Origin of the sequence: Streptomyces sp. YIM 130001, from assembly GCF_003574445.1 — a bacterium.
GTDB lineage: Bacteria > Actinomycetota > Actinomycetes > Streptomycetales > Streptomycetaceae > Streptomyces.
In genome coordinates this window covers 321,413-339,973 of the sequence record NZ_KZ984550.1, presented here as the reverse complement: position 1 = coordinate 339,973, position 18,561 = coordinate 321,413, and the positions used below count along the sequence as shown (strand labels likewise).

Genomic DNA, 18,561 nt, shown 5'->3' with positions numbered 1-18,561 from the left:
GCCGGCCCGGATGGGTCCGACGGCTTCCGTTCGGTGGCTGTCCCGCGAGATGCTCGGGGGTGGCTCTGAGCTAGGCCTTCGTCTGTTCCTCGTCCAGCTTTTCCGCCTCGTCCTCGGGTTCTCGCCCTGGGGTCGCGAGGTTGAATCTGCGGATCACGAATCTGAAGAGGAAGTAGTAGACGACCGCGAAGCACAGTCCGATCGGGATGATCAGCCAAGGTTTCGTCGCCAGGCTCCAGTTGATCACATAGTCGATCAGGCCCGCGGAGAAGCTGAAGCCGTCGTGGACGCCGAGCGCCCACGTCACCGCCATCGATACGCCGGTGAGCACCGCGTGGATCGCGTACAACGCGGGGGCGATGAAGAGGAACGAGTACTCGATGGGCTCGGTGATGCCCGTGACGAACGAGGTGAGGCCGACCGAGAGCATCATGCCGCCGACCACTTTGCGGCGTTCGGGCCGGGCCGCGTGCGTGATGGCGAGGGCGGCGGCGGGCAGCGCGAACATCATGATCGGGAAGAAGCCCGAGGTGAACTGTCCGGCCGTCGGGTCGCCCGCAAGGAACCGGTTGATGTCACCGTGCACCACGGTGCCGTCGTCCTTGGTGAAGTCGCCGAACTGGAACCAGGTGAAGGTGTTCAGGAACTGGTGCATGCCGACCGTGAGCAGCGCACGGTTGGCGACACCGAAGATTCCGGAGCCGAGCCAGCCGAGGTCCACCAGCCACTTGGAGAAGCTGGTCAGTGCGTCGCCGATGGGCGGCCAGATCCAGACGCAGATCCCGGCGAAGACGAGCCCGACGAACGCCATGATGATCGGCACCAGCCGGCGGCCGTTGAAGAAGCCGAGCCAGTCGACCAGCTTCACCCGGTGGTACCGCTGCCAGAGCCAGGCGGCGAGCAGGCCCATCACGATGCCGCCGAACACCCCGGGGTTCTGGTACGCGGCCTGGGCGACCGTCCCGTCCTCGGCGACACAGACGCCGCCCCACATCCCGGCCGCGCCGAACGTGGTGTCTGCCGGACAGTCGTCGGGGAACGCGTGCAGCACGGAGTAGTAGACGAGGAAACCCGCGACGGCCGCCAGTGCGGTCGAACCGTCCGCCTTCTTGGCCATGCCGATCGCGACGCCGATGCAGAACAGCAGGGGGAGGCCGAGCGACGAGTCGAGCAGGGAACCGCCCGCGGCCGCGAAGACCTTGGCCACGTTCGTCCAGCCCAGACCGTCCTCGCCGAAGACGTCCGGCTGGCCGAGCCGATTCAGGATGCCGGCGGCGGGCAGGACCGCGATAGGCAGCTGGAGGCTGCGACCCATCTTCTGCAGGCCCTGGAAGAAGCCGCTCCACCACCTCCTGGTGGGTGCCGCGGCGGCTTGCGAACTCATCGGCGTACCTCCGGAACAAGCAAGGCTTGGCGGTCGTGGAATACTGGTGTAGACCAGTTGCGAAGGGGTGGCAGGTGCCGCTCCGGACAGGGGTGACACCTTGATCGTCATCATGGAGTCCCGCTGTCCTCACCGCCCGTGAAGATGGGCCAACCGTGCGTTAACGTGTCAAAGCGGACCCACGGTGTGATGAGGCCGCGTCCTTAGGAACCAGGGAGAATCCATGGCCAGCAAGGCTGAGAAGATCGTTGCCGGGCTCGGCGGCATCGACAACATCGACGAGATCGAGGGCTGCATCACCCGTCTCCGCACGGAGGTGCACGACTCGAACCTGGTGGACGAGGCCGCTCTGAAGGCCGCCGGCGCCCACGGTGTCGTGCGGATGGGCACCGCGATCCAGGTCGTCATCGGCACGGACGCCGACCCGATCGCCGCCGACATCGAAGACATGATGTGAATCGCTGACGCGAAGCGAGCCGGTGCCCGGACCTCTCCGGGCCCGGCCGCCCCGGCCCCGCACCGCAGCCGCGCGCGAACACCGGCGGCAGGGGCCGATAGGCTCGGGCGCATGTCTCGTATCGACGGCCGCACGCCCGAACAGCTCCGACCGGTCACCCTGGAGCGTGGCTGGAGCAAGCACGCCGAGGGCTCCGTCCTCGTCTCCTTCGGCGACACCAAGGTCTTCTGCACCGCCTCCGTCACGGAAGGCGTCCCGCGCTGGCGCAAGGGCAGCGGCGAGGGCTGGGTCACCGCCGAGTACTCCATGCTCCCGCGCTCCACGAACACCCGCGGCGACCGCGAATCCGTACGCGGCAAGATCGGTGGCCGCACCCATGAGATCTCCCGCCTCATCGGCCGCTCGCTGCGCGCCGTGATCGACTACAAGGCGCTCGGCGAGAACACCATCGTCCTCGACTGCGACGTCCTGCAGGCCGACGGCGGCACCCGCACCGCCGCCATCACCGGCGCCTACGTCGCCCTCGCCGACGCCGTCGCCTGGGCGCAGTCCAAGAAGCTGATCCGCGCCAAGTCGCAGCCGCTCACCGGCACCGTCTCCGCCGTCAGCGTCGGCATCGTGGGCGGTGTCCCGCTCCTCGACCTCTGTTACGAGGAAGACGTCACGGCCGACACCGACATGAACGTGGTGTGCACCGGCGACGGCCGCTTCGTCGAGGTGCAGGGCACCGCCGAGGCCGAGCCCTTCGCCCGCGACGAGCTCAACACGCTGCTCGACCTCGCGGTCGCCGGCTGCGACGACCTCGCCGCGCTGCAGAACGAGGCACTGAGGACCGCCACAGCCTGACCGCTCCGCCCGCACCGCCCGCCGAGCAACCAACTGCACCTCGGCAGGCGTTTATACGGGTACGGGCGCACGCGAACAGCCGTGCGCCCGCCCGTATCAGCGGAGGGAACGACCATGGCCTCGGGCCGCCGACGTATAGCCATCGCAGTCGCCACCGTGGCACTCGCCGCGCCGCTCGCGGTCGGCTGCAGCGCCGTCGACAAGGCGCTCGACTGCGTACATACCGCCGACGACGTGGCGGAGAGCGCGACGGACCTGCAGCGGGCGGTGGAGAAGGCGGGCGACGACCCGCTCGCCGCGGACGAGGCACTCGACGCGATCGAGAAGAACCTCGGCGAGATAGGCGACAAGGCCGACGACGCCGACGTCGGCAAGGCCGTGGACCACCTGCAGAAGGCGGTGGGGAACGTCCGCGACTCGATCAAGTCCGGGGACTCGACGCCGGACGTGTCTCCCGTGGTGGACGCGACGGGCGAGCTGACCAAGGCCTGCAAGCCCTGATCCCGGGTAGCCCCGGAACGGGTGGGGCGGTGGAATCACGCTCCCCGCGAGGGCCGGATAATCGACCCATGACCCGCCTCATCCTCGCCACCCGTAACCCCGGCAAGATCACCGAACTGAAGTCGATCCTCGCGGACGCCGGACTGCCGCACGACCTCGTCGGCGCCGACGCCTACCCCGAGATCCCCGACGTCCCCGAGACCGGCGTCACCTTCGCCGAGAACGCCCTGCTCAAGGCGCACGCACTGGCCGCCGCGACCGGCCTGCCCGCCGTCGCCGACGACTCGGGCCTCTGCGTCGACGTACTCGGAGGCGCCCCGGGCATCTTCTCCGCCCGCTGGGCCGGGCGGCACGGCGACGACAGCGCCAACCTGGAACTGCTGCTCGCCCAGCTCTCCGACATCGCCCCCGCACACCGCGGCGCCGCCTTCGCCTGCGCGGCCGCCCTCGCCCTGCCCGACGGCACCGAACGCGTCGTCGAGGGCCGGCTCACCGGCACCCTGCGCACCGCACCGGCCGGCGAGGGGGGATTCGGCTACGACCCGATCCTGCAGCCGGACGGCGAGAACCGTACCTGCGCGGAGCTGTCCGCCGAGGAGAAGAACGCGATCAGCCACCGGGGCAAGGCCTTCCGCGCGCTGGTCCCCGTCGTACGGGAACTCGTCGCCTGACCCCACGGACCTGCAGCGGAGACAGTGAGAGGCCCGGCCCGCGGATCATCCGCGGACCGGGCCTCTCACCGTGTCCGGAAAACCGGTGCGCCCGATCGGATTCGAACCGACAAACACGACCACCTAAAGATCGCCGCTCAGCCCTTGGCGTACGGGCGCCTGCGCCGGGCCCTACTCTACGGGGCCCGGTCCCCGGGCGGGAGAGAGATATCCGGCTTCCCACGGCCCGGCCGGGCAGTCGGCAGGAGGCTCAGCCGCCGAGTTCCTTGCGGCCCCTGCGCCGATCGTCGAGTTCGTCCGGCGATGACTTCTCCAGCTTGGCGCGGCGGCGTTCCTCCTTCAGGCGCTGCTTCTCCGCCTTGGTGACCTTCCGTTCGACCCCGACCCCGCCCATCATGGCGAAGCCGGTGACGATCACCCGTGGGGCGCCCGGGTCGGGCGGTGAGCCGTCCTCGCCGTGGTCGAAGCCGCCCATGAAGCCGAATCCACGGACCACCACCTCGACGCCCGGCGGCACCACGACGTTCATCCCACCCATGACGGCCACGCACCTGATCACGGTCTCGCGCTCCGTGAAGCGGGCCTCGCGCAGATCGATCTCACCGCCGCCCCAGAACGCGAACGAGGTGAAGCGCGACCCGACCGTCCAGCGGCCCCTGCGCTGGAAGCCCGACATGATCGCCACGGCGGCGGAGGAGCTGGGCTCGCCACCGACGCCGACCCGGCCCGACCAGTCCTCGGTGTCCGGTGCGGCGGGGCCCGTGGTCCCGGCGGCCGGCCGACGCTCCTGCGGGGCGGGCAGATCCCGGGTGATCGGCTCCAACTCCCGGTAGGTACGGGCCTGGTAGGTCTCTTCGAGTCGCTCCTCGAACTCCTCCAAGCTCAGGCGGCCCTCGGCCATCGCATCCCGAAGCCGTTCGGCCACTCGGTCCCGATCAGCGTCGGAGGCCCGGATCTCCGGGAGGTCATCACCCATGAACTCAGCCTAGAGGGTGTCTGACGGCGCAGTGCGATCCTCGTACATCTTCGCGATCACGGCTTCGATATCGGGCTCCCGTACGGACAGGTCGACCAGCGGGTAGGCGGAGGCCACCGCCGTGACGACGGGGGCCGCCGAGGCGGCGGCCGGGATGGCCAGCCACTGGCGGGGGCCCTCGACCTTCAGGACACGGGTGCCCGGCACTTGCACCGGCGGGAGTTCGTCGGCCAGGTCGACGACCAGGGTGCGTTCGCTCTCGCCGATCTCGTGCAGGCCCGCGAGCGCCCCGTCGTACATCAGACGGCCGTGGTCGATGACCATCACGCGCTTGCAGAGCTGCTCGATGTCCTGCAGGTCGTGCGTGGTGAGCAGCACCGTGGTGCCCCGCTCGGCGTTCAGATCGCGCAGGAACGTACGGACCTTCGTCTTGCTGATCACGTCGAGGCCGATGGTCGGCTCGTCGAGGTAGAGCACCTCCGGATCGTGCAGCAGAGCCGCCGCGATGTCGCCGCGCATCCGCTGGCCGAGCGAGAGTTGGCGGACCGGGGTGTCCAACAGCTCGGAGAGCTCGAGGAGTTCGACACAACGGTCCAGGTTCTCGCGGAAACGCCGGTCCTCGATGCGGTACATCCGGTGCATCAGACGGTACGAGTCGATCAGCGGCAGGTCCCACCAGAGCGTGGTGCGCTGCCCGAAGACCACACCGATACGGCGGGCGAGCCGGGTGCGGTCGCGGGCGGGCTCGATGCCGGCGACCCGCAGGCGCCCGCCGCTCGGTGTGAGGATTCCGGTGAGCATCTTGATGGTGGTCGACTTGCCGGCGCCGTTCGGGCCGATGTAGCCGACCATCTCACCGCGCGGCACGGCGAACGAGATTCCGTCCACAGCGCGCACCTGATGGCGCTCGCGGCGCATGAATCCGGTCTTGCGGCGTACGTCGAAGACCTTCTCGACGCCGTCGACCTCGATGAACGCCTCGCCGCCTCCGGCTTTCACGCCGTTCGCGCCGTGTGCGCCGGCTGTGTCGTCCGCTCGGTCCACGCTGGTCAACTCCCCGTACTGCGGTAGGAACGAAGGCCGGCCCGCCAGGCCACCGAGGCGAGCAGACAGCACGCGACGGCCACCACGGGCGGCAGGAAGGCGAGCCAGGACGGCAGCCCGGCAGGGGCCTCGCGGCCCAGGATGTACAGCGCGGGCAGCCAGTTGACGAAGGCCAGCGGCAGGACGAAGGTGACGCCACGCACCAACTCCTGCGCGAAGATCGACGGTGGGTACTGCAGCAGCGTGGTCCCGCCGTAGGTGAAGGCGTTCTGCACCTCCGCCGAGTCCTGCGCCAGGAACTGGAAGGCCGCACCGGCCGTGAACACCGCGGAGAAGATCGCCGCCCCGCTGAGCAGCATCACCGGCACGAGGAGCGCCCGGGTCACCGTCCAGTCGATGTCCACCACGGTCAGCGCGTAGCCGAACACCAGGACGCCCTGGGTGATCCGGCCGAGCCGCCGCAGCGCGAACCGGTCCGCGGCCACCTGCACCAGGACCGGCGCCGGCCGCACCAGCAGGGTGTCCAGCGTGCCGTCCCTGACCCGCCGGCCGAGCCGGTCCATGGAGCCCATCACCAGATCGGCGAGCCCGAACGCGATCCCCGACGCCCCGTACAGGAAGGCGATCTCGCCGAGTGTGAAGCCGCCGAGCGCGTCGATGTGCGAGAACATCAGCAGGATCGCGACGAAGTCGAGCGCGGTCGTCGCGAAGTTCCCGAACAGCGTCATCGCGAACGAGGCGCGGTAGGTCATCGTGGAGCGGATCCACATGGCGGCGATCATGCGGTACGCACGCAGTCCGTCAACCACCCTGCACCACCACCCTCTTGGTCGCGACCGTCTGCAGCGCCCGCCCGGCCGCGAGCAGTGCCACCGCCCAGCCGGCCTGGAACGCGTACGCCGCGAACAGATCGGCCCCGGTCCGCTTGCCGAGGAACACATCGGCCGGCACCTGCAGATACGACGACCACGGCAGCGCCCGGGCGATCTCACCGAGCACGCCGGGAAACACGTTCAACGGCAGCAGCATCCCGGAGAAGAACATCCCGCCGAGCGCCGCGATCTGGGCCACGCCGGCCCCGTCGAGCAGCCAGAACGCCGAGAGCGCCACCAGGTAGCGCACCGCGAAGCTGACCACGACACCGAGCGTGACGGCGACCAGGAAGGCGAGCCAGACCAGTGGATCGCCGGGCAGCGCGAGCTCGAAGGCCAGCGCGCCGACCGCCATGGGGACGATGCCCCGGCCCAGGAAGTGGAACAGCGCGCGCCCCAATTCACCTGCCAGCCACCACAGTTGGAGATCCACCGGACGGTAGAGGTCGATGGCGATGTCGCCGTTGCGGATACGCTCGATGAGCTCGTCCTCGAAGCCGCCGCCCAGCATCGCGCAGGTCGCGAGCAGCGCCTGGCCGAGCCAGACGAAGGTGAGTGCCTCGGCCTGGTCGTAGCCGCCGAGTTGCGGTCGCTCGGACCACAGTGCGGTGTAGGCGTACGCCAGGATGAAACCGAAGACCGTATTGGTGAAGACACCGGCCGCGGTGGCCACCCGATAGGTGGCGTAGCGGCGGAAGCCGCTCACGGCGACGGCCGCGTACAGCCGCACGTCTGTTGCCCCCCTTCGTGCCAAAGAGCACGACCTTAGCCGCGCACGGCGGGGGTGCGCCAAGGAATTTCACCCGGGCGGCCGAGGGCGGGGGCGCAACGGGTGCGCGCCGCCCGCGTTGGTCACAGGACGCGGGTCCACAGTGCCGATGCTGTGGGGGAGCCGTGCGGGTACGTTTCCGCAGGGCCGGGCGTACCACGGTGAATCGGGAGTTCCGGCACAGATGAGCGACGAGTCGCAGCAGCATGGCAACGGCGACGAGCGGCCGGTGCCCGAGGCGGGCGCCTCCGCCGCGGAGAGCGCGGGGGAGCCGGGCGCCACAGCCGCCGGCGCGCAGGCCGCCCCGGTCACTGGAGCCCGGGCGAAGAAGCCCGCGAAAGCCAAGAAGCGGCGGCCCAGACGCACCGGTTGGCGACGGCTCGTGCCGACCTGGCGGATGCTCCTCGGCACGTTCGTCGCCCTTCTGCTGCTGCTCGGCGGAGCCTTCCTGGCCGGCTACCTGATCGTCGACATCCCGCCCGCCAACGCCGCCGCCACCAAGCAGAGCAACGTCTACCTCTACGCCGACGGCAGCCAACTGGCCCGTGACGGCAAGGTGAACCGCGAGAACGTCCAGCTCAGCCAGGTGCCGAAGCGAGTGCAGCACGCCGTGCTCGCCGCCGAGGACCGCGAGTTCTACTCGGAGTCCGCCGTCGACCCGCAGGCGATGCTGCGGGCCGCCTGGAACACGGCGACCGGCAAGGGCCGGCAGTCCGGCTCCACGATCACCCAGCAGTACGTCAAGAACTACTACCTCGACCAGGACCAGACCCTGTCCCGCAAGGTCAAGGAGTTCTTCATCTCGATCAAGCTCGACCGGCAGGTCAGCAAGGACGACATCCTGGCGGGCTATCTGAACACCAGTTACTTCGGCCGCAACGCCTACGGCATCCAGGCCGCCGCCCAGTCGTACTTCGGCAAGGACGTCGGCGACATCAGCGTCGCCCAGGGCGCCTATCTCGCCACGCTCCTCAACTCGCCCAACGCGTACGACGTCGCGGCGCACCCGGAGAACAAGCCCCGCGCGCAAGGCCGTTGGAACTACGTCATGGACGGCATGGTCGACAAGGAGTGGCTGAGCCCGAAGGCCCGCGCAGCCGTCAAGTTCCCGAAGCCGAAGGAGGCCAAGGGTGCCGCGGGCCTGTCCGGTCAGCGCGGCTACCTGGTCAAGGCCGTCGAGGACTACCTCTCCGAACAGGAGATCCTCGACGCCGACACCCTGGCCAGAGGCGGCTACCGGATCACCACCACGCTCGACCCCGACCGCCAGGACGCCTTCGTGGACGCGGTCGACGAGCAGTTGATGTCCAAGGTCGACCGCGAGGCCCGCAAGATCGACCGGAACGTACGGGCGGGCGGCGCGTCCATCGACACGGCGAGCGGGAAGGTCGTCGCGATGTACGGCGGCATCGACTACACGCAGCAGTACGTCAACAACGCCACCCGTCGCGACTACCAAGTGGGCTCCACCTTCAAGCCGTTCGTCTTCACCGCGGCGGCCGAGAACGACTCGACCACCCAGGACGGCCGCCCCATCACCCCCAGCACCGTCTACGACGGCACCGACCGCCGCCCGGTGCAGGGCTGGGACGGCGGGACTTACGCACCTGCCAACGAGGACGACGTCGACTACGGCAGCATCCCCGTGCGTACCGCGACGGACCGTTCCGTCAACTCGGTGTACGCGCAGATGGCCGTCGACGTGGGCTCCGACAAGGTCCGCGAGACGGCCGTGGACCTCGGCATCCCGAAGACCACTCCGGACCTGAACGCGTCACCGTCGATCGCGCTCGGCCCGTCCACCGCCAGCGTGCTCGACATGGCCGAGGCGTACGCGACGCTCGCCAACCACGGAAAGCACGGCCGCTACACGCTGATCGAACGGATCACCAAGGACGGCAAGGAGATCGACCTGCCCGACACCGCCTCCCGGCAGGCCGTGAGCAGGGAGGCCGCGGACACCACCACGTCGATGCTCCGCAGCGTCGTGGACGGCGGTACGGGAACGGAGGCGCTCGCCGCGGGGCGTCCGGCGGCCGGCAAGACGGGTACGGCGGAGGAGGACAAGGCGGCCTGGTTCGCCGGATACACACCCGATCTGGCGACCGTGGTCGCGGTGATGGGCCAGGATCCGGACACGGCCGTGCAGACTCCGCTGTACGGGGCACTCGGCGAGGCGCGGATCAACGGCGGCGGCTTCCCGGCCCGTATCTGGGCGCAGTTCACCCGCGAGGCTCTCGAGGGCAGGCCGGTCCGGGACTTCGATCTGCGGACGCAGGACGGTGCCGACGAACCGCTCCCGCCCGTGGCGCCCGACGAGGAGACCGCACCGGAGCCGGACGAGTCCTCGCAGCAGCCCTCCGACGGCCCGTCCACCGGCCCGTCCGAGGACCCGACCGGAACTCCCGCGACGCCCGGCCCCGAGACGCCGGACGAGGGCGGCACCGAGGGGCAGGACGAGGAAGGGCCGGGCGGTACGGACGCAGACGCCCCGGACGGCGACACGGACGACGGCGGCACACTCGGCGGCCCCACAGGCCAGGGAATCCTCGGCCGCCCGGACCGGCGCGGGCCGGGGTGAGCACGGGAGCGGGCGCCGCGCCGGCCCGCTCGGGTGCCAGAGCCTCGACGGGCCTCAGGCGTCCACGGGCTGCCAGGCGGGGCCGGCGCCGTCGGGCCGGACCTGACCGAACACCACATCCGCGAAGTGCACGCCGAAGCCGATCGTGCGGGGCTCCGCCAGTTCGGCGACGAGGCGACGGCGGTGTTCGGCGGACCCGGCCGGGTCGTGGTCCGGGGACGCGGACCACTCGGGATGGTCGATCTGGATCGGGGAGTGCAGGGCGTCCCCGAAGGCGATCAGGCGCCGTTCACCCCCGGTGACGACGTACTCGGCATGTCCGGCGGTGTGACCGGCGGTGACCCGCATCCGTACACCGGGGAAGATCTCCTGGCCGTCGGCCACCGTGCGGACGTACGGCGCGACGCCGGCGATCTCCTCGGTGAGTCCGTGCTTGGCCGCCAGTTCGTCGCGGCCGGCCCACTCCGGCTCCGACACCAGGTAGTCGGCGTGGGCGAACGCCGGCCGGTCCGTGCCCGGGGCGGGGCGCCAGGCCCAGCCGATGTGATCGGGGTGCAGGTGGGTGATGGCCACTGCCTCGATATCCCTTGGCGCACGGCCGAGTTGGGCCAGCGAGTCGAGCAGTAGGCCGCCCTGGATGGTGCCGCGGGGGGTCGCTGCGTCGGGCGGCAGGGACTCGGCCCCGAATCCCGCGTCGATCAGCAGGGCTCGGCCGCCGTGTTCCACGAGGAGAGCGCCGATGCTCGCCACCAGATGGCCCGTGTCGTCCAGGTACTCCGAGTGTTCGGTCCACACCTCGTCGGTGCTCTCGGGGAGCCAGCCGCGGGGCGGGAGCCGTACGTCCCCGTCCGGCAGGTAGGACACCCGTGTGCCGCCGCCGAGTTGGAGTGAGCGGGGTCGGGCCGTCCGCCGCAGGCGTTCGCCCTGGTCGACCGTCGAGTTCAGCATGATCCGTGTCCCCATTCGGTGTCGGTCGCCGCTGCGCCTGCCGGCAGCGACCGCACTCACGTTATGCATCAAGCTCTAATCATTCAAGCTCTAATTATTCTCGCTTGATGGACTTGCTAGGGTGGGCGGCATGACCGAGTCACAGGCGCAGGCGACCGCCGAGCGGGAGCTGTGCGGCCTCGTGAACGGCCTCGCGCAGCAGATCGCGGATCACGTACGGGGGCGGGCAGGCACTCTCGGCCTCACGGCGCCCCAGGCCACCGTGCTCCGGGAGATGACCGGGCCCCTGACCATGCGGGAGCTCGCCGGACGCATGGGGTGCGAGCCGTCGAACGCCACGTTCGTAGTCGACAAACTGGAGAATCAAGGGCTGGTCGAACGGGTCGCGCACCCCACCGACCGGCGCGCCAAGCACCTCGTGCTCACGGACGAGGGCGCCGTCCTGCGTGGCCGGCTGATCGACCTGCTCGCTGAGGAATCACCGCTCGCGGGCCTGACCATCGAGCAGCAGCGGGTACTGCACGGGCTGTTGGAGCAGGCCGTCGCGCGCCCTGAGTGACGGCGGCGGGGCAAGGGCGAGCGAGAGACCTGGTGTCTGTGGTCACCAGGCGTTGTCGGTTCCCGGGGCGTCTCGGAACCGAGACCTACAGGTACAGCCCCGTCGAGTCCTCGGAGCCCTCGAAGCGGTCTGCCGCGACGGCGTGCAGGTCGCGCTCGCGCATGAGCAGGTAGGCGATGCCGCGTACCTCGACCTCGGCTCGGTCCTCGGGGTCGTAGAGGACCCGGTCGCCCGGTTCCACCGTGCGGACGTTCTGGCCGACGGCGACGACCTCGGCCCAGCCGAGGCGCCGGCCGACGGCCGCGGTCGCGGGGATCACGATGCCGCCGGTCGAACGCCGCTCGCCCTCCGGGATGTCGGTCCGGACGAGCACCCGGTCGTGCAGCATCCGGATGGGCAGCTTGTCGTGGTGGGTGTTCTCGCTCACGCGTCGAACCTACCTGCACTCGCGGCCCGCGGCGGCGGGCGGGTCAGCCTCGCCGGCGCCGGGAGGAGACGACGAGCAGCCCGACCAGGCCGGCGGCCACGAGCGCGACCGGCACGACGCGCTCCAGGCGCGGGGCGCCCTCCTCGTTCACGAACTTCGACCGCACGTCGCTGACCGCGCGATTGGCCCCGACGTACGCCCGGCCGAGGGTCTGGTCGACGGTTCCGACGAAACGTGCCTTCGCGTCGCCGACGACCGTCTTCGGGTGCACGCGCACGCCGATCTCGTCGAGGGTCTCGGCCAGCAGCGAGCGCCGTCGTTCGATGTCCGCCTCGATCTCGGCGGGAGTCCTGGCTTCCGACACCGCGCTGCCTTTCGGTCGTCGTTGTTCCGGCTGTCGTCCTGATCCTGACGGATGCTGTGGACAGTCTGTCAGCTCCGGCCGCAACGCACCGCACAGCACCCCCATTACGCTCAGGTGTAACGACCACCTCAGCGAGGAGACCCTGATGAGCGAGCGCCTTCAGCCCGGCGACACCGCACCCGCCTTCACCCTGCCCGACGCCGACGGCAACGAGGTCTCGCTTGCGGACCGCAAGGGCCGCAAGGTCATCGTCTACTTCTACCCGGCGGCCCTGACCCCGGGCTGCACGAAGCAGGCCTGCGACTTCACCGACAACCTGGACCTCCTCGCCGGCGCGGGCTACGACGTCATCGGAGTGTCGCCCGACAAGCCGGAGAAGCTCGCCAAGTTCCGTGAGAAGGAGAACCTCGAGGTCACGCTGGTCGGCGACCCGTCCAAGGAGGTCCTCGAGTCGTACGGCGCGTTCGGCGAGAAGAAGCTCTACGGCAAGACCGTCACCGGAGTGATCCGCTCCACCGTTGTGGTGGACGAGGACGGCAAGGTCGAGCGCGCCCTCTACAACGTGAAGGCCACCGGCCACGTCGCGAAGATCATCAAGGACCTGGGGATCTGACCCGGCCGGTGGACGGGGTCGCCGCCGCCCGCCGCCGCTGACCGCGGTCACCCGTACGGCGGCCCGCTTCAGGTGGCCCCGTGCACCGTGGGCGGCCGACGGGGCCGATAGGGTCCGGCTCGTACGGATCAACGGACCCTTGGGGCGGGCGTACGTCCGGGGTGGGGACACGAGTGTGCGGGGGCGGGCGCGGTGCCGCGTTGGGCGAGGCTGACGGTGGCGGCGGTGATCGTGCTCAGCCTGGCCGGGTACGGCGGGTTCCCGTACGCCAAGGACTGGTGGCTGAGCCGCGAGGTGTGCGGCGGTGCGCTGCCGGACGACGCGGTCGATGCGCTCAGCCCCGATTCCGGCGAACATCACCTCACGGCGATGGAGGAGAAGCGGGTCGACGCCCTGGGCAGCTACCGCTGCGAGCTCAGCTACGACCGGGGCGACGATGTGTCGCCCGCGCGGGTCTTCGAGGTCACCGCGGACACCCGTCGTGACCCCCAGGAGGCCGTCCTGTGGCAGGCGTTCGGCGAAGGGGGCTGGAGGCCTGTCTCGCCGCTGCCCGACGGCATGCCCGGTTTCATCGACGAATCCGGCGCCGTACAGCTGATGGGCGAGTGCCCCGGGCTCGGCAAGGACGACGACGGGCGTCCGCGACGAATCCTGGTGCGCACCGCGGCCGGCTGGGACGCCGACAGGGGCGCGCCCGACGCGCTCGTCGGCGTCGCCGTGGCGGCCGCCAACCGCGCCTCGGAGCAACTCGGTTGCGGTGCCGAACCGCTCGAGAAGACCGGCCGGGCCCGGTCCACCGACCCCGGGTCGGCGCCGGTCGCGCCCGAGAAAGCGCGAGGGACGCCCTGTGCCGCCTTCGCCGAGGCGGATCTGCCGACCGGGACCAAGGTGCGCATCCGAACCAACTCCTCGTCCCTCGTGGTCCGTTGCGAACTCGTCGGGAGTGACGGGGAGGGCGGCGAGCCGAAGGCCGACTTCGGCGCCTGGTACGGGGACTGGAGTGAGCGGCTGATCAACAAGGAGTCGGCCCGCCTCAACTCCGCGACCGCGCGCTGCGACGGTGAGTCGGCCGTCTTCAACGGATGGGCGGAGGAAGAGTTCGGTCTGAGTGACCGTCAAGTCCGGGCGCTGATCGCCGAGTTCTCCTCCGAACAGGCCGAACGACGCGACTGCACCCACCTCACCTCCCCGGCTTCGGGCCGACCCGACACCACGTAGCAGGGCGGGCATCACCCAGCTTGGTCGGCACCACGCGGCCCGTCGGACACCACCCCGCCGGTCGGGCACGGCATCACCTGCCCGTCCGGCATCACCCGGCCTGCCCGGCGGTCCAGGAAATCCGTGCGCCTGTCCCGGGTTCTCGAACGAGGCCACCAGGCCGTTGGTCCGGAACGCTTCCGGCCACCAGCCGGGTACGAGACCCCAGGGCCGTCCCGGACCCCGCTCAGCAACCGCCGGAGGTGCTCGAAGGCCGGCCGGAGCGGGGGCTCACCGCAGCCACCAGCCCTGTACATACGCGCTGTCGAGGAGTCGGTGCAGGCTCTCGGCCCGCGCCCGCGGTATGCCCCGGTCGCGCGCCCAGTCGTCGAGCACCGGCAGGATCTGGTGGCGGCCGTCGAAGAGATCGCCGTCCGGCTTCCCGGACGGTTCGCGACGGGTCGAATCGGCCATCGGTGGACGGGACTTCACCAGCGTCGCGGACGGCGCGTACGCGCCGCTGACCTGCCGGCGGACCGCGCGGTCGAAGGCGGCCGGGTCCTCGATCCCGCCGTCCTGGGCGTGGTGGTAGCGGTACCGCAGCAGATCGGCGATGCGTTCCGCGCTGCCCTTCAGGTCCCACTCCACCTGCCACGACCCCTTGACGGTGCGGCCGGGCAGCAGGGCGCGGTCGTCCAGGCGCTCCAGATAGTGCGCGAGGTGGGCGCGCTCGGCGTCGTACAGGATCGCGAACGCCTCCGGATCCCTGGCGAGTTGGCGGGTCAGGTAGGCCAGGGGATTGACATGGCGGGGTGCCGCCGGCGGCTCGTACTCGTGGATCGGATGCGCCTCGTCCGGATGCAGGAAGCGGCCGACCTTGCCGGCGCGGCCCTCCCCTGCGAGGTCCGCTGCCGTGTAGACGGCCGCGTCCGGGTCCCGGATGTCGGCGACACCCTGCCGCGCGGTGTCCACCGGTTGGCTCGCCAGCATCCGCGCCACGTACGGGGCCGTACCGTCCGGCGGTCCCGCCTCCGTGAAGGCCTGCACCACCGCGTACGAGGCCCGGGCCTGTGCGGGCGACAGCGGGCGGCCCGGCTTCGGCACGGTGGCCGCTGTGACGGCCCGGCCCAGCACCTCGGCCCCGTCGTCGCACACCTTCCCGTGGCCGAGCAGGCGACGCGCGGCGCCCAACCGCGCCAGATCGTCACCGGGATCCAGGGCCTTGGTCGCGGCCGCCGGATCGTCCCCGAGGCGCTTCGCGGACGCCGGTACCCGGGCGCATCCGCCGTCCCCGTCCGCCATCAGCGGTACGGTCACCCCGGCCGCCACCACCAGCGCGAACGCCGCTCCCGCGACGCCGCCCACCCCGTATCCACTCGCGCATCCCGGCAGAGTAGCCAGCCGGACGGATCAGAGCTCGGCCGGGGTGGAGCCCTTCAGGTGGCTCAGGTTGAACGACTCGGCCATCTTGCGGAAGCCCGCGTCGCTCGGGTGCAGATGGTCGCCGGAGTCGTACGGCGTACGGAGCTTCACCGGCTGGTACGGGTCGCGCAGGGCGCGGTCGAAGTCGACGACCTCGTCGAAGACCTTGCCGGTGCGGATCTCCGTGTTCACCGCGCGGCGCACGGCGTCCAACTGCGGGGTGTAGCCGCGGTGTCCGCCGAACGGCATCAGGGTCGCGCCGACCACGCGCAGCCCGCGGGCATGCGCCTGGCGGGTCAACTCCCGCAGCCCGTCGGCGATCTCCTGCGGGTCGGTCTGGTGCGGGGTGCGCAGGATGTCGTTGACACCGAGGGCGATGACGACTGCCTTCACGCCGCTGCGGCCCAGTACGTCGCGCTGGAAACGGGACAGTCCGCTCGGGTTGTCCGCGGGACGGCCGAGACCGTCGGACAGGACACGGTTACCGCTGATGCCCTGGTTGATCACGCTGTAGCGAGGTGCCCCCTCCTCGCCGCGGAGCCGGTCCGAAAGGATGTCGGTCCAGCGGCTGTTGGCGCCCATCGTCGCGGATATGCCGTCGGTGAGGGAGTCGCCGATGACGACCACGGTACCGTCCGCCTCCCGGCTCAGCACGTCGACCGCGGTCAGATAGCGCCAGTACGGGCTCTGCTGCGTGTACGCGTCGCCCCGCGGGTCCTCCGTGCGGTCGCCGCGCGCCACGTAGGAGATCTGCCGCGCGTGCGGGTGGTAGGTGACCGGGCCCGACGGGGTCGGCGAGAACGTCGTGACCAGGAGGTCCGCGTCCGACGGTATCTGGAGGCGGGCCGCGTCGCTGACCACCTGCTCGCCCGGCGCGATCACCACCGAGCGGTTGCCGCCGAAGGTCAGCCGCCGCAGCGTGCCGGCCGCCGCTGTCGGGTTGCTCGGCGCAGCCGAGACCGCAACCGAACCGTGTGTGATGGACAGCGGCTCCTGCCCGTACAGATTCGACAGGGTGATGCGCACGCTGCTGCCGCCCACGCTGGTGTGCACGACATTGCGGATCGAGCGTCCCGGGAATCCGCGCTGGGTGCGAGGCTCCGCCCCCGCCGGGGAGGACGACCACGTGCCCACCCAGGCGCCCGACGACGCCGGTGCCGCCGAACTCTGCGGGGTGCGTCCGCCGGCCTGTACGCCTTCGTCTTCGCCTCCCTGGGCGACCACCACGTAGATGGCCGCGGAGACGAGCAGCACAAGGGCCACCATGCCGGCCAGCAGGGCACTGCTTCGCACGGGGGACAAGCCCCCGAAGGCCCCCTCGTCGCGCCTGGTCATGCGGGGTTTATCTCCTCGGGCAGTGGGAGCCCGAGGCTCCGATTGGACAATCCCATTTTGCGGCATGCCGCCGGAGGCTGCGCACGGCACCCCCCGGCGTAACAGACGCCGGGAACTCGTGGTTCGTTCCAGGAGTAGCTCAAGCAGGGAGAATGCTTGCGGGAGAACGGGCGACGGGTGGAGCGAATGGAACGTACAAAACCGGATGAACCGGCTGAACCGGCAGAAGAAGGCACGGGGCAGCCTGCCCTGGAGCCCGGCGCGCCATTCCCGGCAGAGGGTACGAACCGGACGGAGCCCGCCCATCCCGGGGCGTTCTCGTACAGCGAGGCCGATGAGATCAAGCGTCGGGGCGTACGCCGGATGAAGGCCATCGCCACCGCGCTCCTCGGTCTGGTCGCCGTGGTCTACGTGCTCGCCACCTGGGCCGAGCACTCCGGGGCAGGGGCCTGGGCCGGCTATGTGGCCGCCGCCGCGGAGGCCGGCATGGTCGGCGCGCTCGCCGACTGGTTCGCCGTCACGGCGCTCTTCCGGCACCCGCTCGGCCTGCCGATCCCGCACACGGCGATCATCCCGACCAAGAAGGACCAGCTCGGCATCTCGCTCGGCGAATTCGTCGGCGAGAACTTCCTCTCCCGCGAAGTGGTACGCCGCCGCCTGCGGGCCGTCGGCATCGGCAGCCGGCTCGGCGCCTGGCTCGCCGAGCCGGAGCACGCGGACCGGGTGACCGCGGAACTGTCCACCGCGCTGCGCGGCGCACTGACCGTGCTGCGGGACTCGGACGTACAGGCGATCGTCGGGGAGGCCATCACCCGGCGTGCGGACGCCGCGGAGATCGCCCCCGGCCTCGGCAAGATGCTCGACAAGGTCGTCGCGGACGGCGGCCACCGGCGCATCGTCGACCTGGTCTGCGTCCGTGCCCACGACTGGCTCGTCGCCCACAGTGACCAGGTGATGGACGCCGTAGAGGGCGGCGCCCCCGGCTGGACGCCGCGGTTCGTGGACCGCAAGGTCGGCGAGCGCGTCTACAAGGAGCTGCTGCGCTTCGTCACCGAGATGCGGGACATGCCGGAGCACCCGGCGCGCGGCGCCGTCGACAAGTTCCTCTCCGACTTCGCGACCGACCTGCAGACCGACGGCGACACCCGGGCCCGTGTCGAGCGGCTCAAGTCCGAGGTGCTCGGCCGCGGCGAGGTGCAGGACCTGATCGCCTCCGCCTGGTCCTCGGTCCGCGCGATGGTCGTCGCGGCCGCCGAGGACGAGCGCAGCGAGCTGCGGATGCGGGTGCGCACGGCGCTGCTCTCGCTCGGTCAGCGGCTCGCCACGGACGGCCGGCTGCAGAACAAGGTCGACGGCTGGGTGGAGGACGCCGCGGTGTACGTCGTGCAGACGTACCGCGGGGAGATCACCTCCCTGATCACCGACACCGTGGCCGGCTGGGACGCCGACCACACCTCGAAGAAGATCGAGGCCCACATCGGCCGTGACCTGCAGTTCATCCGCATCAACGGCACGGTGGTCGGGTCACTTGCGGGACTGGTGATCCACGCGGTCACGCAGGTGGCGGGGGGCTAGGCGGGCTCTACGGGCGCCTG

General features: G+C 70.7%; 19 protein-coding genes and 1 tRNA gene. 9 read left to right on the top strand and 11 right to left on the bottom strand.

Annotation, left to right across the window (positions count from 1 at the left end; translation table 11 throughout):
- Positions 1–70: 70 nt before the first annotated feature.
- Positions 71–1,384, bottom strand: coding sequence for a PTS transporter subunit EIIC (locus DSC45_RS07110; protein WP_119288172.1), 1,314 nt, complete (start codon positions 1,382–1,384; stop codon positions 71–73).
- 223 nt (positions 1,385–1,607) lie between these two features.
- Between DSC45_RS07110 and DSC45_RS07105 the strand changes: the two genes are divergently transcribed.
- The 4 genes from DSC45_RS07105 (at position 1,608) to rdgB (ending at position 3,859) form a co-directional block, all read left to right on the top strand.
- Positions 1,608–1,841, top strand: coding sequence for a PTS sugar transporter subunit IIB (locus tag DSC45_RS07105; protein ID WP_119288170.1), 234 nt, complete (start codon positions 1,608–1,610; stop codon positions 1,839–1,841).
- A 111-nt stretch (positions 1,842–1,952) separates the two neighbouring features.
- A complete protein-coding gene (gene rph / locus DSC45_RS07100; RefSeq protein WP_119288168.1) occupies positions 1,953–2,687 on the top strand; it encodes a ribonuclease PH in 735 nt (244 codons plus the stop codon).
- A gap of 114 nt (positions 2,688–2,801) precedes the next feature.
- Positions 2,802–3,188, top strand: a complete 387-nt coding sequence (locus DSC45_RS07095) for a hypothetical protein (RefSeq protein WP_119288166.1) — start codon at positions 2,802–2,804, stop codon at positions 3,186–3,188.
- A 68-nt stretch (positions 3,189–3,256) separates the two neighbouring features.
- Complete coding sequence (gene rdgB, locus DSC45_RS07090; protein ID WP_119288165.1) at positions 3,257–3,859, top strand: RdgB/HAM1 family non-canonical purine NTP pyrophosphatase; 603 nt, start codon at positions 3,257–3,259, stop codon at positions 3,857–3,859.
- 86 nt (positions 3,860–3,945) lie between these two features.
- On the opposite strand, the gene DSC45_RS07085 is transcribed toward rdgB, so the two are convergent.
- The 5 genes from DSC45_RS07085 to DSC45_RS07065 all read right to left on the bottom strand — a co-directional run bounded on the left by DSC45_RS07085 (position 3,946) and on the right by DSC45_RS07065 (position 7,481).
- Positions 3,946–4,018 (bottom strand) — tRNA-Leu (locus DSC45_RS07085).
- 91 nt (positions 4,019–4,109) lie between these two features.
- Positions 4,110–4,835: a DUF1707 SHOCT-like domain-containing protein gene (locus tag DSC45_RS07080; RefSeq protein ID WP_119288163.1), complete on the bottom strand. Its 726-nt coding sequence runs from the start codon at positions 4,833–4,835 to the stop codon at positions 4,110–4,112.
- 9 nt (positions 4,836–4,844) lie between these two features.
- Positions 4,845–5,834: an ABC transporter ATP-binding protein gene (locus DSC45_RS07075; RefSeq protein WP_240434528.1), complete on the bottom strand. Its 990-nt coding sequence runs from the start codon at positions 5,832–5,834 to the stop codon at positions 4,845–4,847.
- Positions 5,835–5,884: 50 nt separating this feature from the next.
- Positions 5,885–6,790 carry an ABC transporter permease gene (locus DSC45_RS07070; protein ID WP_240434527.1) on the bottom strand — a complete coding sequence of 302 codons (906 nt, stop codon included), beginning with the start codon at positions 6,788–6,790 and terminating at the stop codon, positions 5,885–5,887.
- On the bottom strand, positions 6,681–7,481 hold the full coding sequence (locus DSC45_RS07065) for an ABC transporter permease (RefSeq protein WP_162929163.1): 801 nt from the start codon (positions 7,479–7,481) through the stop codon (positions 6,681–6,683). Before DSC45_RS07065 ends, DSC45_RS07070 begins: the two co-directional genes overlap by 110 nt.
- Positions 7,482–7,704: 223 nt before the next feature.
- Between DSC45_RS07065 and DSC45_RS07060 the strand changes: the two genes are divergently transcribed.
- A complete protein-coding gene (locus DSC45_RS07060) occupies positions 7,705–10,101 on the top strand; it encodes a transglycosylase domain-containing protein (protein ID WP_119288154.1) in 2,397 nt (798 codons plus the stop codon).
- Between the two features lie 54 nt (positions 10,102–10,155).
- On the opposite strand, the gene DSC45_RS07055 is transcribed toward DSC45_RS07060, so the two are convergent.
- Complete coding sequence (locus DSC45_RS07055; protein ID WP_119288454.1) at positions 10,156–11,049, bottom strand: MBL fold metallo-hydrolase; 894 nt, start codon at positions 11,047–11,049, stop codon at positions 10,156–10,158.
- 130 nt (positions 11,050–11,179) lie between these two features.
- Between DSC45_RS07055 and DSC45_RS07050 the strand changes: the two genes are divergently transcribed.
- Positions 11,180–11,608: a MarR family winged helix-turn-helix transcriptional regulator gene (locus tag DSC45_RS07050; protein ID WP_119288452.1), complete on the top strand. Its 429-nt coding sequence runs from the start codon at positions 11,180–11,182 to the stop codon at positions 11,606–11,608.
- 85 nt (positions 11,609–11,693) lie between these two features.
- On the opposite strand, the gene DSC45_RS07045 is transcribed toward DSC45_RS07050, so the two are convergent.
- Together DSC45_RS07045 and DSC45_RS07040 are read right to left on the bottom strand one after the other, a co-directional pair.
- The gene (locus DSC45_RS07045) at positions 11,694–12,035 is read right to left on the bottom strand and encodes a GroES family chaperonin (protein WP_205571264.1); all 342 of its coding nucleotides are present in this window, start codon (positions 12,033–12,035) and stop codon (positions 11,694–11,696) included.
- Between the two features lie 43 nt (positions 12,036–12,078).
- Positions 12,079–12,399 (bottom strand): DUF3618 domain-containing protein, encoded by a 321-nt coding sequence (locus DSC45_RS07040; protein WP_240434505.1) that lies wholly within the window; start codon positions 12,397–12,399, stop codon positions 12,079–12,081.
- Between the two features lie 145 nt (positions 12,400–12,544).
- Here DSC45_RS07040 and bcp point away from each other — a divergent pair, with 145 nt between their 5' ends.
- Positions 12,545–13,012: a thioredoxin-dependent thiol peroxidase gene (gene bcp / locus DSC45_RS07035; protein ID WP_119288150.1), complete on the top strand. Its 468-nt coding sequence runs from the start codon at positions 12,545–12,547 to the stop codon at positions 13,010–13,012.
- A 225-nt stretch (positions 13,013–13,237) separates the two neighbouring features.
- A complete protein-coding gene (locus tag DSC45_RS07030; RefSeq protein ID WP_162929162.1) occupies positions 13,238–14,230 on the top strand; it encodes a hypothetical protein in 993 nt (330 codons plus the stop codon).
- 270 nt (positions 14,231–14,500) lie between these two features.
- Here the strand turns inward: DSC45_RS07030 and DSC45_RS07025 are convergent, their stop codons facing one another.
- Both DSC45_RS07025 and DSC45_RS07020 read right to left on the bottom strand, forming a co-directional pair.
- A complete protein-coding gene (locus tag DSC45_RS07025; RefSeq protein ID WP_119288147.1) occupies positions 14,501–15,574 on the bottom strand; it encodes a hypothetical protein in 1,074 nt (357 codons plus the stop codon).
- Between the two features lie 45 nt (positions 15,575–15,619).
- Complete coding sequence (locus tag DSC45_RS07020) at positions 15,620–16,966, bottom strand: SGNH/GDSL hydrolase family protein (protein ID WP_240434504.1); 1,347 nt, start codon at positions 16,964–16,966, stop codon at positions 15,620–15,622.
- A gap of 177 nt (positions 16,967–17,143) precedes the next feature.
- Here DSC45_RS07020 and DSC45_RS07015 point away from each other — a divergent pair, with 177 nt between their 5' ends.
- The gene (locus DSC45_RS07015; protein WP_240434526.1) at positions 17,144–18,541 is read left to right on the top strand and encodes a DUF445 domain-containing protein; all 1,398 of its coding nucleotides are present in this window, start codon (positions 17,144–17,146) and stop codon (positions 18,539–18,541) included.
- The last annotated feature ends 20 nt before the right edge of the window (positions 18,542–18,561 follow it).